12 protein-coding genes are annotated in these 13,209 nt (G+C 69.4%); 7 read left to right on the top strand and 5 right to left on the bottom strand.

Annotation, left to right across the window (positions count from 1 at the left end; genetic code table 11):
• Positions 1-10: 10 nt before the first annotated feature.
• A complete protein-coding gene (locus Q0Q23_RS02100) occupies positions 11-958 on the top strand; it encodes a helix-turn-helix domain-containing protein (protein WP_295118577.1) in 948 nt (315 codons plus the stop codon).
• Here Q0Q23_RS02100 and Q0Q23_RS02095 read toward each other — a convergent pair.
• Together Q0Q23_RS02095 and Q0Q23_RS02090 are read right to left on the bottom strand one after the other, a co-directional pair.
• A complete protein-coding gene (locus Q0Q23_RS02095) occupies positions 955-3,843 on the bottom strand; it encodes a SpaA isopeptide-forming pilin-related protein (RefSeq protein ID WP_295118574.1) in 2,889 nt (962 codons plus the stop codon). The genes Q0Q23_RS02100 and Q0Q23_RS02095 overlap by 4 nt on opposite strands.
• A gap of 158 nt (positions 3,844-4,001) precedes the next feature.
• A complete protein-coding gene (locus tag Q0Q23_RS02090; RefSeq protein ID WP_295118571.1) occupies positions 4,002-4,898 on the bottom strand; it encodes an SDR family oxidoreductase in 897 nt (298 codons plus the stop codon).
• Positions 4,899-5,027: 129 nt separating this feature from the next.
• Here Q0Q23_RS02090 and Q0Q23_RS02085 point away from each other — a divergent pair, with 129 nt between their 5' ends.
• Positions 5,028-5,951 (top strand): helix-turn-helix domain-containing protein, encoded by a 924-nt coding sequence (locus tag Q0Q23_RS02085; protein WP_295118568.1) that lies wholly within the window; start codon positions 5,028-5,030, stop codon positions 5,949-5,951.
• A 105-nt stretch (positions 5,952-6,056) separates the two neighbouring features.
• Entirely contained in the window at positions 6,057-6,524 is a 468-nt protein-coding gene (locus Q0Q23_RS02080; protein WP_295118565.1) for an SRPBCC family protein, read from the top strand.
• An 84-nt stretch (positions 6,525-6,608) separates the two neighbouring features.
• On the opposite strand, the gene Q0Q23_RS02075 is transcribed toward Q0Q23_RS02080, so the two are convergent.
• Positions 6,609-7,349, bottom strand: a complete 741-nt coding sequence (locus Q0Q23_RS02075) for a DNA alkylation repair protein (RefSeq protein WP_295118562.1) — start codon at positions 7,347-7,349, stop codon at positions 6,609-6,611.
• 183 nt (positions 7,350-7,532) lie between these two features.
• On the opposite strand from Q0Q23_RS02075, the gene Q0Q23_RS02070 reads away from it, so the two are divergent.
• The 3 genes from Q0Q23_RS02070 to Q0Q23_RS02060 all read left to right on the top strand — a co-directional run bounded on the left by Q0Q23_RS02070 (position 7,533) and on the right by Q0Q23_RS02060 (position 10,863).
• A complete protein-coding gene (locus Q0Q23_RS02070; protein ID WP_295118559.1) occupies positions 7,533-8,978 on the top strand; it encodes a DUF6421 family protein in 1,446 nt (481 codons plus the stop codon).
• A 95-nt stretch (positions 8,979-9,073) separates the two neighbouring features.
• On the top strand, positions 9,074-9,706 hold the full coding sequence (locus Q0Q23_RS02065) for an SDR family oxidoreductase (protein WP_295118658.1): 633 nt from the start codon (positions 9,074-9,076) through the stop codon (positions 9,704-9,706).
• An 83-nt stretch (positions 9,707-9,789) separates the two neighbouring features.
• The gene (locus Q0Q23_RS02060) at positions 9,790-10,863 is read left to right on the top strand and encodes a low specificity L-threonine aldolase (protein WP_295118556.1); all 1,074 of its coding nucleotides are present in this window, start codon (positions 9,790-9,792) and stop codon (positions 10,861-10,863) included.
• A 194-nt stretch (positions 10,864-11,057) separates the two neighbouring features.
• Here the strand turns inward: Q0Q23_RS02060 and Q0Q23_RS02055 are convergent, their stop codons facing one another.
• Complete coding sequence (locus tag Q0Q23_RS02055; protein ID WP_295118553.1) at positions 11,058-11,825, bottom strand: GNAT family N-acetyltransferase; 768 nt, start codon at positions 11,823-11,825, stop codon at positions 11,058-11,060.
• 37 nt (positions 11,826-11,862) lie between these two features.
• On the opposite strand from Q0Q23_RS02055, the gene Q0Q23_RS02050 reads away from it, so the two are divergent.
• Positions 11,863-12,189 carry a hypothetical protein gene (locus tag Q0Q23_RS02050; RefSeq protein ID WP_295118551.1) on the top strand — a complete coding sequence of 109 codons (327 nt, stop codon included), beginning with the start codon at positions 11,863-11,865 and terminating at the stop codon, positions 12,187-12,189.
• Between the two features lie 16 nt (positions 12,190-12,205).
• Here Q0Q23_RS02050 and galU read toward each other — a convergent pair whose 3' ends face one another.
• Positions 12,206-13,189: a UTP--glucose-1-phosphate uridylyltransferase GalU gene (galU, locus tag Q0Q23_RS02045; RefSeq protein ID WP_295118548.1), complete on the bottom strand. Its 984-nt coding sequence runs from the start codon at positions 13,187-13,189 to the stop codon at positions 12,206-12,208.
• Between the last annotated feature and the right edge of the window lie 20 nt (positions 13,190-13,209).

Below are 13,209 nucleotides of genomic sequence, written 5' to 3'. Positions count from 1 at the left end.
CCACCCCGCGATGGACGCTTCAGACCGGAGAGCAGTTCTCGCGTTCGGCACGGGGGGCCGGTACTTCGACGACATCGCCGTCAACCGCATCACCGGTGGTCGTCACACCATCGAGCACCAGCCTCCAGCCGACTCCGGGGATGACGGCGCTGCCGACCCGGGCTCGACTCGGATCCTCCACCTGCAACTCGAAGGATCCGGCACCATGGAGCAGCGCGGCCGGACCGCGGTCCTGCGCCCGGGTGACGCGGTGCTCTACTCCCCCGCGCAACCCTTCACGCTTGCACACAGCGGCGAATCCGTCATCATCCGGCCGCCGACGCGCGAACTCCCATTGCCGGAGGGCGTCGTGGATGAACTGGTCGGCGTCCGGCTCGACCGGGACCGCCCGCTCGTGCGCGCCATCAACCCGCTCACGCGGCAACTCGCCACCACCCTCGCCACAGGCGACACCGGCGTGGGCACCCGGATGGTGCACGCCGCGATCAACATGCTCGGGGCCGTCCTCATCGAGACCAGCGGCACGGCCGAGAACAGAGGCCGGCCGGGGCAACTCGATGCGGTGCTCCAGTACATCGAAGAGAACCTGCATCGGCCGGACCTCTCCGTGGCGGAGATCGCGGCTGCCAATTTCATGTCGGCACGTAAACTCCACGGTCTGTTCGAGCCGCTGAAGACCACGGTCGCGGCGTGGGTGCGTTCGCGTCGGCTTGTGCACTGCCGCCGCGAACTCACCGACCCGGCCTTCGCCGGGCTGACGATCGGCGAGGTCGCCGCACGCTGGGGCTTCAAGGACGCGGCGCACTTCAGCCGGGCGTTCACGGACCGGTTCGGAGCCTCGCCGAGGGCGTTCCGCACCGGACACGCCCTCGGAGAGGTGGTCGACCTGTCGCACCGGACGGTCGCGCGGGCAGCGAGCCCCCGCGAAGACTCTCCGACCGCACTCTTCCGCGCCTAGGCCGAGCGGCGACCGCGGCGCCGTCGGAGGGCGATCGCGTTCACACCGCCCGTGACCAGGAGCGTCGCCACGGCGAGCGCACCCAGCCTCACGGCCGAGGACAGGTTCAGCCCGGTATCGGCCAGCCGATCGGCAGCGGGGGACCGGCCGGCGATCCCCCTGCGCGGCGCCTCTCCGTCCGTCGCGCCCGGGCGCGGAGTCGGACCGGTCGTCTCCACCGGACTCGTCGGCTTCTCCGGGTCGATCGGAATGGTGGGCCCCTCCGGGCCGCCGGGCGTCTCCCCCTCGACAGGGCCCTCGGGGTTCCCGTCCTCGCCGGGCGCCGCCGGGGTCGTGACCACGTCCTCGTCCACGGCCCGACACTCGTCCACCGCAGTCGCGGGGTCATCGACGCACACGCCGGCGGCAGTGATCGTGGCGGTATTGGCGATCACCGATGCGGGCGGCGCTTCGGCGTTCACCGTGACCGAGACGATGATCTCGCGCTCCTCACCCGGCGCCAGGTCGCCCAGATCCCAGTGCAGCACGGTGTCCGTCGACACGTCCGCGAGCGGGATGCTCGACTCGACCAGCGTCGTCGAGAACGGGAGCTGATCGACGACGATCACATCGGGTGCGACGACGTCCGAGTCGTTGGTCGCCACGATGCGGTAGTCGAGGCGTTCGCCGACGACGACCGCGGTCGTGCCGTCGTCCTTGGCGACCGAGACGGCGGGGACCCGATCGATGTCCACCGCATCGCACTTGGAGCGCGGCGGCTCGTCGGGATTCGCGGGTTCGTCGGAGGAGGCGGTGCTGCTCGAGCACCCACCACCGCTCGAGACGGAGGCGACGTTCTCGATCTCCGCGCCCGGCGACAGCTGGTCGTCGACCCAGGTGATGACGCGCACCGAACGCTGCTCCCCGGGCCGGAGCGTGCCGAGCCTCCAGGACACCGCGTGTTCGTCGTCGGCATAGTGGCCGTTCGAATCCGCCGCGACGAAGATGAGTTCGCGTGGCAGCGCGTCCACGACCACGACGTCGGGAGCCTCCGCCGCGGACGTGTTGATGACGGTGAGCTCGTACGCGCTCGTCCCGCCGGGCAGGCCGACCTCCATACCGTTGGACTTCATCAGCACGAGGGCGGGGACGACGTCGGTGTCGACGTCCGCGCAGCCGTCGACATCGTCGTGTCCGGGGCAGACGCCGTCGAGGGTGACCGTCGCCCGGTTCGAGATGGTCGTGCCGGGAACCACCGAGTCCTCCACTCGCGCGGTCACCGAGACGACGATCGGCGTTCCATCGACCGGTCCGACATTCCATCTCACGGTCCGCGTCCGTGCGTCGTAGCTGCCGCCGTGATCCGCCGAGACGAAACGGAGCCCGTCGGGGAGGACGTCCTCGATCAGGGCGTCGACCGGCTCCGTGTACGACGAACGATTCGCGATGGCGATCTCGTACGTGGTGAGCTCGCCCGGCTGCAGCACGGAGACTCTGTTGGACTTGTGGATCTCGAGTTCGGCCGTCTCCCGCGTGTTCACGATCGGCGCCCCGCCTGCCACTTGCGCCTGGACGTTCGCGCGGACGATGATCTCGCGGGGCGTCGCGTCACGCTGGTAGCCCTCGGGCGCGCGCGTCTCCATCAGGAGGTAACGGCCGGTGGGCACGTCGTCCAGAACCAGGCGCCCGTGTCCGCTCGTGCCGGTGACACCGACGAGCGGCCGTCCCCAGGAGTCGAGGGCGATCGTCGTTCCGGCCGGGTCGAAGAGCGCGAACTCGGCGCCGTCGAGCGGGTTGCCGTCCGCGTCGCTCTTGCGCACCAGGACGGAACCGTCGTCGACCGCCACCGGCAGTGTGAACGACTCGGTGTAGATGTTCGAGAGGGAGGTCTTGAACTGATGGTTCGCGGCGCGCACCCCCGACGCCAGTCCGTTCGTGCCGAGCCCGTGCCCGAACTTCTTGCGGAAGCCGATCGTGAGCGGCTTGTCGATCGACCGCTTCTTGGTGAAGGTGATCGTTCCGTCCTTCTTGGTCGCGATCGTGAAATAGGTGTCGTAGCCGGGGGTGGACGCGGCCGGATCGACTTCGACTTCGAAGCCCGTCAGCGCCGGGTCTGCCAGCGTCGTGGTCCCGATGTTCAACCGCGCCGGCACGGAGCTGATCGACGGCTCGCTCCGAAACCGTTCGATGAGCGCGTCGATCTCGGCGAACTGCTTCGACAGGTCGACGTCCACGATCGTCTCGACCGCGCCTCCTGGGCCCCTCCGCAGCCGATCCACGGCGAAGTCGCTCCGCTCGAGGTAGGGAAGCGGTTCTGCGCGATTGTCTCGGGCGAACAGGTGCCAGGCGGTGATCTGGGCGGCCATCATGTAGTCCGTCGAGCTGCTGCCCGACGTGAAGCTCAGCGGCTGACCTCCGCCGGTGTCGACCCGCATGCCGTGCTGTCTCGCGAGCTGGAGCCCGGCATTGAGCGTCTGCGAGATACGGACCGCCGTCTCCGGCGGCAGCAGCGTCGCCAGATCGAAGTACTCGGAGCCCTCCGGCACCTCATAGTCGATGTGGAGCATGTCGATGCACACCAGGATGTGCGACGGCAGGTAGCTGCCGGTCCGTGGGTCCTTGCCGAAGAAATAGTAGGGGGCCCCGGTGATCGGTCCGCCGTCGCGATGGCGCAGGTTCGGTATGCCCATGCCCTCGTGTGCGCGCTCGACCCGGTCGGCGTCGAGGCGGATCATGCTGTAGGCGTTGCCGTACAGGGAAGGTCGCGGCTCCCAATCGATGTCGGAGATGTCCAGGGGCGCCGCGGCCGAGGTCGCGGGGGTGAGCACGATGAGCCCACCGAGAGCGAAGCCGCTCGCGACCGCGAACGCCAGACCTGCAGTGAGCCGTTTTCCGATTCGTTTCATTTCCAGCCTTCCGAAGGGCGGGCTGATCCCGGCCCGCCCGAACAGACTGCTGGGCGCACGAAGCCGGGAGGCCGGATTCGCGCGGACCGTGCACGGAAATACAAGCCATCCCGTGCACGCGTGCACGAAACGACAATTCCACCGTCCCCGCGGCGCGGTCAGGAACGGCCGGTGAACTCGTCCATCGAGGTGTACACGCCGAACACGCGGTCGGCGAGCGCGTCCCAGACCCGCACCGGGAGGACGCCCTTCAACGTCTTGGCCAGACCGACCGACCACGGCAGCATCAGCATCGGCTTTCCGGCCAGCATCGCCTTCCAGACCCGGTCGACGACATACTCGGGCGTGAGCACCGGGGTGAGGAGCGGGCCGCGGGCACCGGCGAACATCCCCGTGTCGATGTAGCTCGGCGCGACCGTCGTGACCTTGACGTGCCCGAATCCCTGCTGTTCCAGCTCGATCCGGAGGCTGTCGCTCCAGCCGATGACGGCCCACTTGCTGGCGGCGTAGACGCTCATGCGCGGGTTGGCGATGGTGCCGGCGGCCGAGGCGATGTTGACGATGCGCGCCTCGCGGGAGCTCGCGATCATCGCCGGAAGGAACTCCCTGGTCGTGTACATCGGCGCCAACGCGTTGACCTGCATCGTCGCGCGGGTGTCGTCGCCGTTGTCGTGCTCCCAGAAGTACTTGCCGCGCACGATCCCGGCGTTGTTGATCAACACGTCGACCCCGCCGAGCTCTTTGCGCACCGACTGGGCCGCCTGAGCGATGCCGCCGAGCTCGCCCAGATCGACGGTGTACGGGTGGATGCTGGTGCCCGACCGGCCGCTCGCGGAGCTCGGCGACCCTGCCGGCGCGCCCCAGGCGGTGGCGGTCCGCCCCGTCAGGACCTCCGCACGGAGCCGGTCGGTGAGCCGCGTGAGCCCCGCCTCGTCGCGGTCCCACAGGACGACCGCTTTCGCGCCCTCCCGCACGGCACGTTCGGCATACAGCCGCCCCATGCCGGAGGCGGCTCCGGTGATCAGGACGCGTGCGCCACGAACGGTTCTCGCCATCTCCCCATCATCTCAGGTCGGCTACGCGATCCTCCCGTGCCCGCCCGCGATCTGAGCGAAGCCGCTTGCTGAAATATCAAATCTTCGCTATACACATCTATGGAGCAATATCTTTCAGGAGGCAGCGTCATGGTCAGGGATATCCGACGGCACCGCGTCCGCATCGACGAGTATCGCGAGACGTTCCGGCGCGAGCCCTGGCCCATCATCGTCCACACGAAGGTGCCGGTCACCTTCTCGTCCGCCTTCGCGTCGCGGAACCTCGCCGGATACCCGATCTCCACCGCGGTGAGCTCTCCGCACTGGATCGACCACGAGGCCGGGGTGGAGCCGCGGGATCTTCAGCTGTTGCACTTCCAGCTCGCGGGTGAGACCGTGTACACGCAGAACGACCGCTCCGTCGTCCTGCGGCCGGGCGATGCCTCTGTCTACAACTTCCTGTCGCCGAGCCGAACGGAGAACCAGGGCAGCGATGTGCTGATCCTCGGCGTGCCGTCGCATCGCCTCGGCGTCCCGGTGAACCAGCTCCGCGACCTCTCGGGCATCGCCCTGGAGCGGGATCGCGCGCTCGTCCAGGTTCTCACCCCGTTCGCCCGCCAGCTCTCCCGCTCTCTCGACTCGATCGACGACGCCGTGGGCAAGCATCTGGTCCTCGGGATCATCGACATGGTCTCCGCCGCGCTGGTCGAGACCGCCCGCGAGACCGAGACGAACTCGGGCGACGCGCTTCTCTCCTCGGTGCTCGATTACATCGATCGGCACCTGCACCGGCCGGGGCTGACGGTCACCGAGATCGCGGCAGCGCATTTCGTCTCGCCCCGCAAACTCCATGTCGCCTTCGAGACGCACGAGACCACCGTCGCCGCCTGGATCCGGTCGCGGCGCCTCGAGAACTGCCGACGCGACCTGGCGGATTCGGCGTTCGCCGAGCTCAAGATCGCCGACGTCGCCGCCCGTTGGGGCTACACCGACGCGGCGCTGTTCAGCCGGCAGTTCACACACCGATTCGGCGTGACGCCGCGGGCGTACCGGGCGGGCCGCGGGGCCGCGTAGGTCCGCATCCCACGGACGGGTGCCCGTGTCGACCCCTCGATCGACGGAACGCACCGGCTTAGCGTCGTCGCCGAACATCGAACAGACACGAGAAGGAGGCCGACCATGGCCGAGGTGACCGAGAGCATCGATCTGGACGTCCCCGTGACGACCGCGTACAACCAGTGGACCCAGTTCGAGAGCTTCCCGCGCTTCCTGGACGAGGTCGACGAGATCCGCCAGGTCGACGACACCACGAACCGCTGGCGCGTGACAATCGGCGGTGCCACTCGCGAGTTCGACACCGTCATCACCGAGCAGCACCCCGACGAGCGGGTCGCCTGGAAGAGCGTGGCGGGCGACGTTGTCCACGCCGGAGTCGTGACGTTCCACCGTCTCTCGGACGCGTCAACGCGCGTGACGGTGCAATTCGATTGGCAGCCCGGAGACGCGCTCGAGAAGATCGGCGCCGCCATCGGGGTCGACGACCACGCCGTGAAGAAGGATCTGCGCAACTTCAAGGAGTTCATCGAGGCTCAGCCCGTCGAGACCGGCTCGTGGCGAGGCGAGGTCGACCCGGGCAGCCGGGCCTGAGTTCGCCCGCGCGTCACCGCGCCGCGGAGGACTGCACCGCGGGACGCCGGCCGGGCGACGGTTGGCGACCGCCGACGGCGGCCCTCAACGCGCGCGCGGGACGGCCCGGTACGCGGCCCGGGTCCCCGGGTCCAGGTGCTCGGTGGCGTAGGCGAGCATCGTGCGCGGCATCCGGCCGGCGTGCTCGTCGAGAAAGCCGAGCAGCAGGGCCCGGTCGACGCGCTTGCCGGTTTCGCGCAGCATCCACCCGACCGCCTTGTGCATCAGGTCTTCGGGATCGTCCAGCAGCCGCGCGGCCAGGGCCAGGGTGGTGGAGGCATCGCCGGCTTTGAGGAATGCGAAGGTGGACAGCACGGCGACGCGGCGCTGCCAGAGCACCGGGCTCGCCGCGAGTTCGTCGAGCAGGTCGCGCGGGCGGTCGAGCAGATACGCGCCGAGGACGTGCTCCGCGGACGAGTCGACGAGGTCCCAGTTGTCGACCCGGTCATCGCGGACGGCTCGCACGTAGAAGGCGGCGAGTCGCGCGCGCTCCGTCTCGTCGCGGTGACGCGGGCCGCTCGCCCGCGCGAAGGCGGCGTTCAGGATGATCAGGCCGGCGAGCCGGTGCTCGTGCACCGGGCTGTCGAGCAGTGCTCGCACCTCGGTGAGCGGGAGCCCGGCGAAGCGCTTCGCTACCGCTCGGGTCTGCGGCACGCGCACGCCGATGAACACGTCGCCTTCGCCGTATTCGCCCGGCGCCGTCTTGAAGAAACGCTGCAGAAAGACGGCGCCGTCGGGATCGGCGACGGCGGCGAGCGCCCGCTGGACGTCCGCGGCGGTGGTCACGACAGCACTCTAGCGACCGGGCACATGACGGTTTCGTGCGCGCACCCGCCTTCTCGCGCACGTATCCGTCGAAAGTGTCAAGAAATCGTCCGGTCTGCGCGGTTAGGCTCGGTGGATGAGCGCGCACCGGTGCGCTCTTCGCACTGCCGCGACCGCGGCCGATCGCACGACGGGAGGTTCGTCATGTCTCAATTCGTCCCGCAGTTCACTGCCGGAGCCATTGTCGGGGAGCCCGAGGTCGTCGAGGACGGCCGCCCGGTGCGCGAGGTGGCGACCCATCCCGCGTGGCACCGGCTCAAGGAGGCGGCGACCGCCCTCCAGGCGCTGCAGGTCAAGGACGGCTCTGTCGAGCAGGAATCCGACCGGCCTGCCGCGGCCGAGCTCACGTCCGACATCATCGACGCCGTCGCCGAACTCGCTCCGTTCTTCCCGCACGACGCGTCGTATCTCGCGGCGCTGCAGCGCGATTTCGCGCGCTGGGCCGAGGAGGGGTTCGGGGTTCCCGACTTCCTCGACGCGCTGAACGAGTTCCAGCCGCAGCAGCACCGCATCGACGGGCTCGGCCACCTGGTCGTCTTTCCGATGTACACGCAGAACGGCAGCACGAGCCGCCTCGTGGAGGCCGTGCTCGTCGAGGTGATCTGGCCCGACTTCGTCGCGGCGCTGGAGGCGGGGGACTACGGCAACAAGCTGTTCGTCGCCCTCCGGTTCGTGGACTTCACGCCCGGGTACGACACCAACTCCGCCGTGCTCTTCCCCGAGACGGTCGCGATGCGCGAGATCCCGCAGTTCACGTGGGGGGCGATCTTCCAGGACCGCGAGGCCGCCCGCTACCGCCGGGTGGTCCGCGCCGCCGCCGAGATCACCAAACTCGAGCTGCCGGACGACGCGGCGCGGATGCTGGACGACCAGCACCTCACGGAGGAGACCTTCGTGATGTGGGACATCATCCATGACCGCAGCCACATGCGGGGCGATCTGCCGTTCGACCCGTTCATGATCAAGCAGCGGATGCCGTTCTTCCTGTACTCGCTGGAGGAGCTGCGCTGCGACCTGACCGCGTTCCGCGAGTCCGTGCGGCTGCAGCGCCAGCTGGGCGCACTGCCCGACTCGGAGCTGTCCGACGCCCAGCGCGAGATCCGCGACCACGCGAAGCTCGTGCAGTACGCGGTGATCTTCGACCGGATCTTCCGGTTCGCCATCACCGGCAGCCGGGTGCGCAACTACGACGGACTCGGCGGCCAGCTCCTCTTCGCGTGGATGCACCAGCACGACGTGCTGCACTGGACCGACACGCAGCTGACGATCGACTGGGATGCCGTGCCCGACGTGGTCGTGGCGCTCAGCGACCGGATCAACGAGCTGTACTGGCGTTCCATCGACCGCCCGAAGGTGGCGCACTGGCTCGCCGCATACGCGATGCTCACCGAGACCCTCACGCCGCACCCGGCCTCCAACTGGGCGCGTGGGCTGTCGGACGAGATCCTCTCCGGCGCCCCGAAGGGCTACACGGACGCGGTGCTGGACGACGAGTTCCCGCTGTCGATGTTCTACGAGGCGCTCAACAAGAAGATGGCGGGCGTCATCGAGTCGACCTCCGGGATCACCGGCACGACGGACGCGGCGTGACCGACGGCACGGGTTCGACGTCGGCCCGGTTCTCACCCGAAGAGACCGGGCCGGCGTCGGCGACGTCGGGCGAGGGCTCGGCCGCGGGGCGGCTCGTGCTGGTGGCCGGGGCGACGAGCGCGTCAGGGGAGGCCGTGGCCCGGGCACTGACGGCGGCGGGCGCGACCGTGCTCGCCGTCGGCACGCGGCAGGAGGCCCTCGATGCGCTGGCGGCCGCCGTGCCCGGGGTGGACACGCGCGTCTGCGACCTCGCCGACCGCGACGCCGTCGCCGAGCTGGCGATGCGCATCCACCTCAAGTTCGGACGCATCGACGGGCTGGTGCACCTGGTCGGCGGCTGGCGCGGAGGCGGCGGGATCGCCGGTCAGAGCGACGACGACTGGGAGTTCCTGGAGCGCGGCTTCCGCACCCTGCGCAACACGACCCGGGTGTTCTACGACGACCTCGTCGCCTCGCCGGCCGGTCGCCTCGCGATCGTGTCCTCCACCGCCGTGGAGTCGCCCGCCGCCGGTGGTGCGAACTACGCCGCGGCCAAGGCGGCCGCGGACGCGTGGACCCGCGCTGTGGCGCAGGGCTTCGCGAAGCAGGCACCGCAATCGGCTGCCGTCGTCTTCGTGGTGAAGAGCCTCGCCGGCCTGGAGGAGCGTCTCGGCGCGGAGGTCGTGGCCCTGTGGGACGCCGACGCCGCGTCGATCAATGGCACCCGCCTCCCCCTCCTCCCCGACTGACATTCGTGACGAATGCCGTCATTCGTGGCACGAATGTCGGGATTCGTGACGAATCTCAGCCCACTTCTGGAATCTAGGATGGAATGGTGACTCTGCAGCTCCATGACCTGAACCTGCGCGGGTTCGCTTCCGACAACTACGCGGGCGTGCACCCCGAGATCCTCGACGCCATCGCGGCGGCCAACGCCGGCCACCAGATCTCCTACGGGGAGGACGTCTACACCGAGCGCCTGCACGAGGTGTTCGCCGAGCACTTCGGCGAGGGCGTCCAGGTGTTCCCCGTGTTCAACGGGACTGGCGCCAACGTGGTCGGGCTGCAGTCGATGGTGCCGCGTTGGGGAGCGGTGATCTGCGCCAAGACCGCACACATCAACACCGACGAAGCCGGCGCTCCCGAGAAGGTCGGCGGGCTCAAGCTGCTGCCTGTCGAGACGCCGGACGGCAAGCTGACTCCCGAACTGATCGACCGCGAGGCGTGGGGATGGGGCGACGAGCACCGCGCGCAGCCGCTCGTCGTGTCCATCACGCAGACGACCGAACTCGGCACGGCGTACACGGTCGAGGAGATCCGCGCGATCGCCGACCACGTGCACGCCCGCGGAATGAAGCTGCACATGGACGGCGCCCGCGTCTCCAACGCCGCCGCGACCCTCGGGGTCCCGCTGCGCGCGTTCACCACCGACGCCGGCGTGGATGTGCTGAGCTTCGGCGGAACCAAGAACGGCATGCTGTACGGCGAGGCCGTCGTGGTGCTCAACCCGGCCTCGTCCGAAGGACTGGTCTACCTGCGCAAGCTGAACATGCAGCTGGCCTCGAAGATGCGGTTCATCTCTGCGCAGCTCATCGCGCTGCTGCACGACGACCTCTACCTGCGTTCCGCGGCGCACGCGAACGCGATGGCGTCCCGCCTGCGCGGTGCGCTCGAGGCGGGCATCGCCGACGGCAGCATCCGAGGTGTCGGTTTCAGCCAGGCGACCGAGGCGAACGGCGTCTTCGCCACCCTTCCGGCGGGCGTGGCCGACCGGTTGCGCGAGCACTTCCGTTTCTACGACTGGGACGCCTCGCGCAACGAGGTGCGCTGGATGTGCTCGTTCGACACCACCGAGCAGGACATCGACGACTTCGTGGCGGCCTTGATCGGCGAGTTGTCGGCCTGATATCGCCCCGCCCGCTCGCCCGTCCCTCAAATTGGGGGCGGACCGGGGTACAAAAATGTCCTCCATATGACCGACATGTTTGCTAGTCTCTAAGAGTCGTCGGAGGAACCCGAATAATCCACCGGCGATAACCCCGAAACGTATGCCGGGCTGTGTGGAGTAACCCTAGTATCCACACTGCCCGGCATCGTGGGTTAACCGGGTCGTACCAGCCGAACCTGCTCCGCGTAGGTGTAGCCGGAGGCCCGGCGGAACCCGAGCCGGGCATACAGCGCGTTGGCGGCCGCGTTAGCCGCGAGCACCTGCAGCCAGAGCCCCTCGACGCCCCGTTCGGCCGCCGCGGCGGCGAGGCCCCCCACGAGCTCCCGGGCGAGCCCGCGCCTGCGCGCCTGCGGGAGGGTCGCAACGGCGTAGAGCCCGCCCCACTCGCCGACGAGCGCGAGTCGGGCGACCGCATCCGGCGCCGCCGGATCACCGGACCACGCGTACAGGGCGGGACCGCCCGACAGGATGCGCGCGACGATTCCCCGCTCCCGGCCTCCGCCGCGGCCATCCACCGCCCACCAGGCGTCGAGCCAGCCAGGGGAAGGCGCGTCGGCGACGCGCGCAGCGGAGGGTCCGTCGGCGCGAGTCGCGGCGGCCACGACGTGGCAGTCCGCGATGAGGATGTCGGTCGGTGAGTGCTCGCGATAGCCACGTGCGGCGAGCGCGCCCGCAAGAGCCGGAGGCGAGGCGGGGCTGAGCTGGAAAACGGCGGACAGGCCGCGCTCGGCATACCAGGCCTCGGCCCGGTCGATCGCGGCATCCACGTCATCGACCGGACCGGACGCGAGCACGGAATTGGCGCGGTTTGTCACGCCTCCGGACGCGCGCAGCCTCCAGCCCTGCTGCTGTTCGGCCTCCAGCGCCGGCCAGCCGCGGTCGGCGAGCCGGTCGAGGAGACCGGGATCGGCTGAATGCATCTGTCGACGCTAGCGCACTCGGCGTACCGTGCGAGTCATGACCGACACGAAGGACGCCGCACCCGAGGTCGTAGCGGACCCGTTCCCGGCGGCGGAGGTCGCCGGGCTGAGCGCGAAGACCGTGGCGCACGTCGTCCACTACCGCCGCAAGACCTACGTCACGATGCCGTCGGAGGGCTACGCCTTCCTCAAACGCGTGCGCACGCTGCTGCGCGACGGCACCACCGACCTGGTGCCGCTGGTGCACCGGGACGGCTTCGTCTGGCTCGCGATCGGTCCGAGCATCCCGATCGCCGTCGACGAGGTGGAGACCGAGCGCGGCGAGAGCGAGAAGCACGCGCTCAAGCGACTCGGCCTCCACTGACGCGAGTTCGCGAAGCTCAGGCCCCCGCGATCTGCAGCAGCTCGCGGGCGGCCGCGGGCTCAGCCTCCACCGGCAGAGGAAGCGCAGGGATGCTGCCGGTGTCGGCAGGCCCCGCGTTCTCGGCGAACTCGCGCAGCCAGGGCAGCAGCTCCGGGCCGAGGTCGTCGCGCGCGACGGCGAGCTGGACGATCGCCTTGAGGTAGTCGAGCCGGTCCCCGGTGTCGTAGCGCCGGCCCCGGAAGACCACGCCGTGCACACCGCCGGTCCAGGCGGGCGCTGTCGCCAGCCCCTCCAGCGCGTCGGTCAGTTGGATCTCGCCTCCCTTGCCCGGCGCCGTCTTCTCGAGGATGTCGAAGATCTCAGGGCGCAGCACGTACCGGCCGATCACCGCGTAGTTCGACGGCGCGGATTCGCGGCTCGGCTTCTCGACCAGGCCCGTGATGCGCACGACGTCCTCCTGATCGGTCTCGACGACCGCCGCGGCGCCGTACAGGTGGATGCTCTCCGGCGGCACCTCCATCAGCGCGACGACCGTCGTGTTGAGCGCGTGCTGCACCTGCAGCATCCGGGCGAGCAGCGGGTCGCGCTCGTCGATGATGTCGTCGCCGAGGAGCACCGCGAACGGTTCGTGCCCGATGTGCGCCTTGGCGCGCAGTACCGCGTGGCCGAGACCCTTGGGGTCGCCCTGGCGCACATAGTGGAGGTCGGCCAGCGAGGTCGAGTAGCTCACTTTGCGCAGACGGTCGGTGTCGCCCTTGCGCGCCAGGGTGTCCTCCAGCTCGGCGTTGCGGTCGAAGTGGTTCTCCAGTGCGTTCTTGTTGCGCCCGGTGATCATCAGCACGTCGCTCAGGCCGCTGGCCACGGCCTCCTCGACGACGTACTGGATGGCCGGCTTGTCGACGACCGGGAGCATCTCCTTGGGCATGGCCTTGGTCGCCGGAAGGAACCGGGTGCCGAGCCCCGCCGCGGGGATCACGGCCTTCGTCACGTAACCGCTCATGTCTGACTCGCTTTCTCGAG

The sequence above is a fragment of the uncultured Leifsonia sp. genome, from assembly GCF_945957465.1.
GTDB lineage: Bacteria > Actinomycetota > Actinomycetes > Actinomycetales > Microbacteriaceae > Leifsonia.
Note: the sequence above shows the minus strand (reverse complement) of the source record. Positions and strands in the feature narration are given on the sequence as shown.

Bases quoted from the DNA above. Each gene is read 5' to 3' on its own strand.
- Q0Q23_RS02080 (WP_295118565.1), top strand. From the start codon at position 6,057: ATGGCCGAGGTGACCGAGAGCATCGATCTGGACGTCCCCGTGACGACC.
- Q0Q23_RS02055 (WP_295118553.1), bottom strand. From the start codon at position 11,825: ATGCATTCAGCCGATCCCGGTCTCCTCGACCGGCTCGCCGACCGCGGC.
- Q0Q23_RS02090 (WP_295118571.1), bottom strand. From the start codon at position 4,898: ATGGCGAGAACCGTTCGTGGCGCACGCGTCCTGATCACCGGAGCCGCC.
- Q0Q23_RS02070 (WP_295118559.1), top strand. From the start codon at position 7,533: ATGTCTCAATTCGTCCCGCAGTTCACTGCCGGAGCCATTGTCGGGGAG.
- Q0Q23_RS02100 (WP_295118577.1), top strand. From the start codon at position 11: ATGGACGCTTCAGACCGGAGAGCAGTTCTCGCGTTCGGCACGGGGGGC.
- galU (WP_295118548.1), bottom strand. From the start codon at position 13,189: ATGAGCGGTTACGTGACGAAGGCCGTGATCCCCGCGGCGGGGCTCGGC.
- Q0Q23_RS02050 (WP_295118551.1), top strand. From the start codon at position 11,863: ATGACCGACACGAAGGACGCCGCACCCGAGGTCGTAGCGGACCCGTTC.
- Q0Q23_RS02060 (WP_295118556.1), top strand. From the start codon at position 9,790: ATGGTGACTCTGCAGCTCCATGACCTGAACCTGCGCGGGTTCGCTTCC.
- Q0Q23_RS02085 (WP_295118568.1), top strand. From the start codon at position 5,028: ATGGTCAGGGATATCCGACGGCACCGCGTCCGCATCGACGAGTATCGC.
- Q0Q23_RS02095 (WP_295118574.1), bottom strand. From the start codon at position 3,843: ATGAAACGAATCGGAAAACGGCTCACTGCAGGTCTGGCGTTCGCGGTC.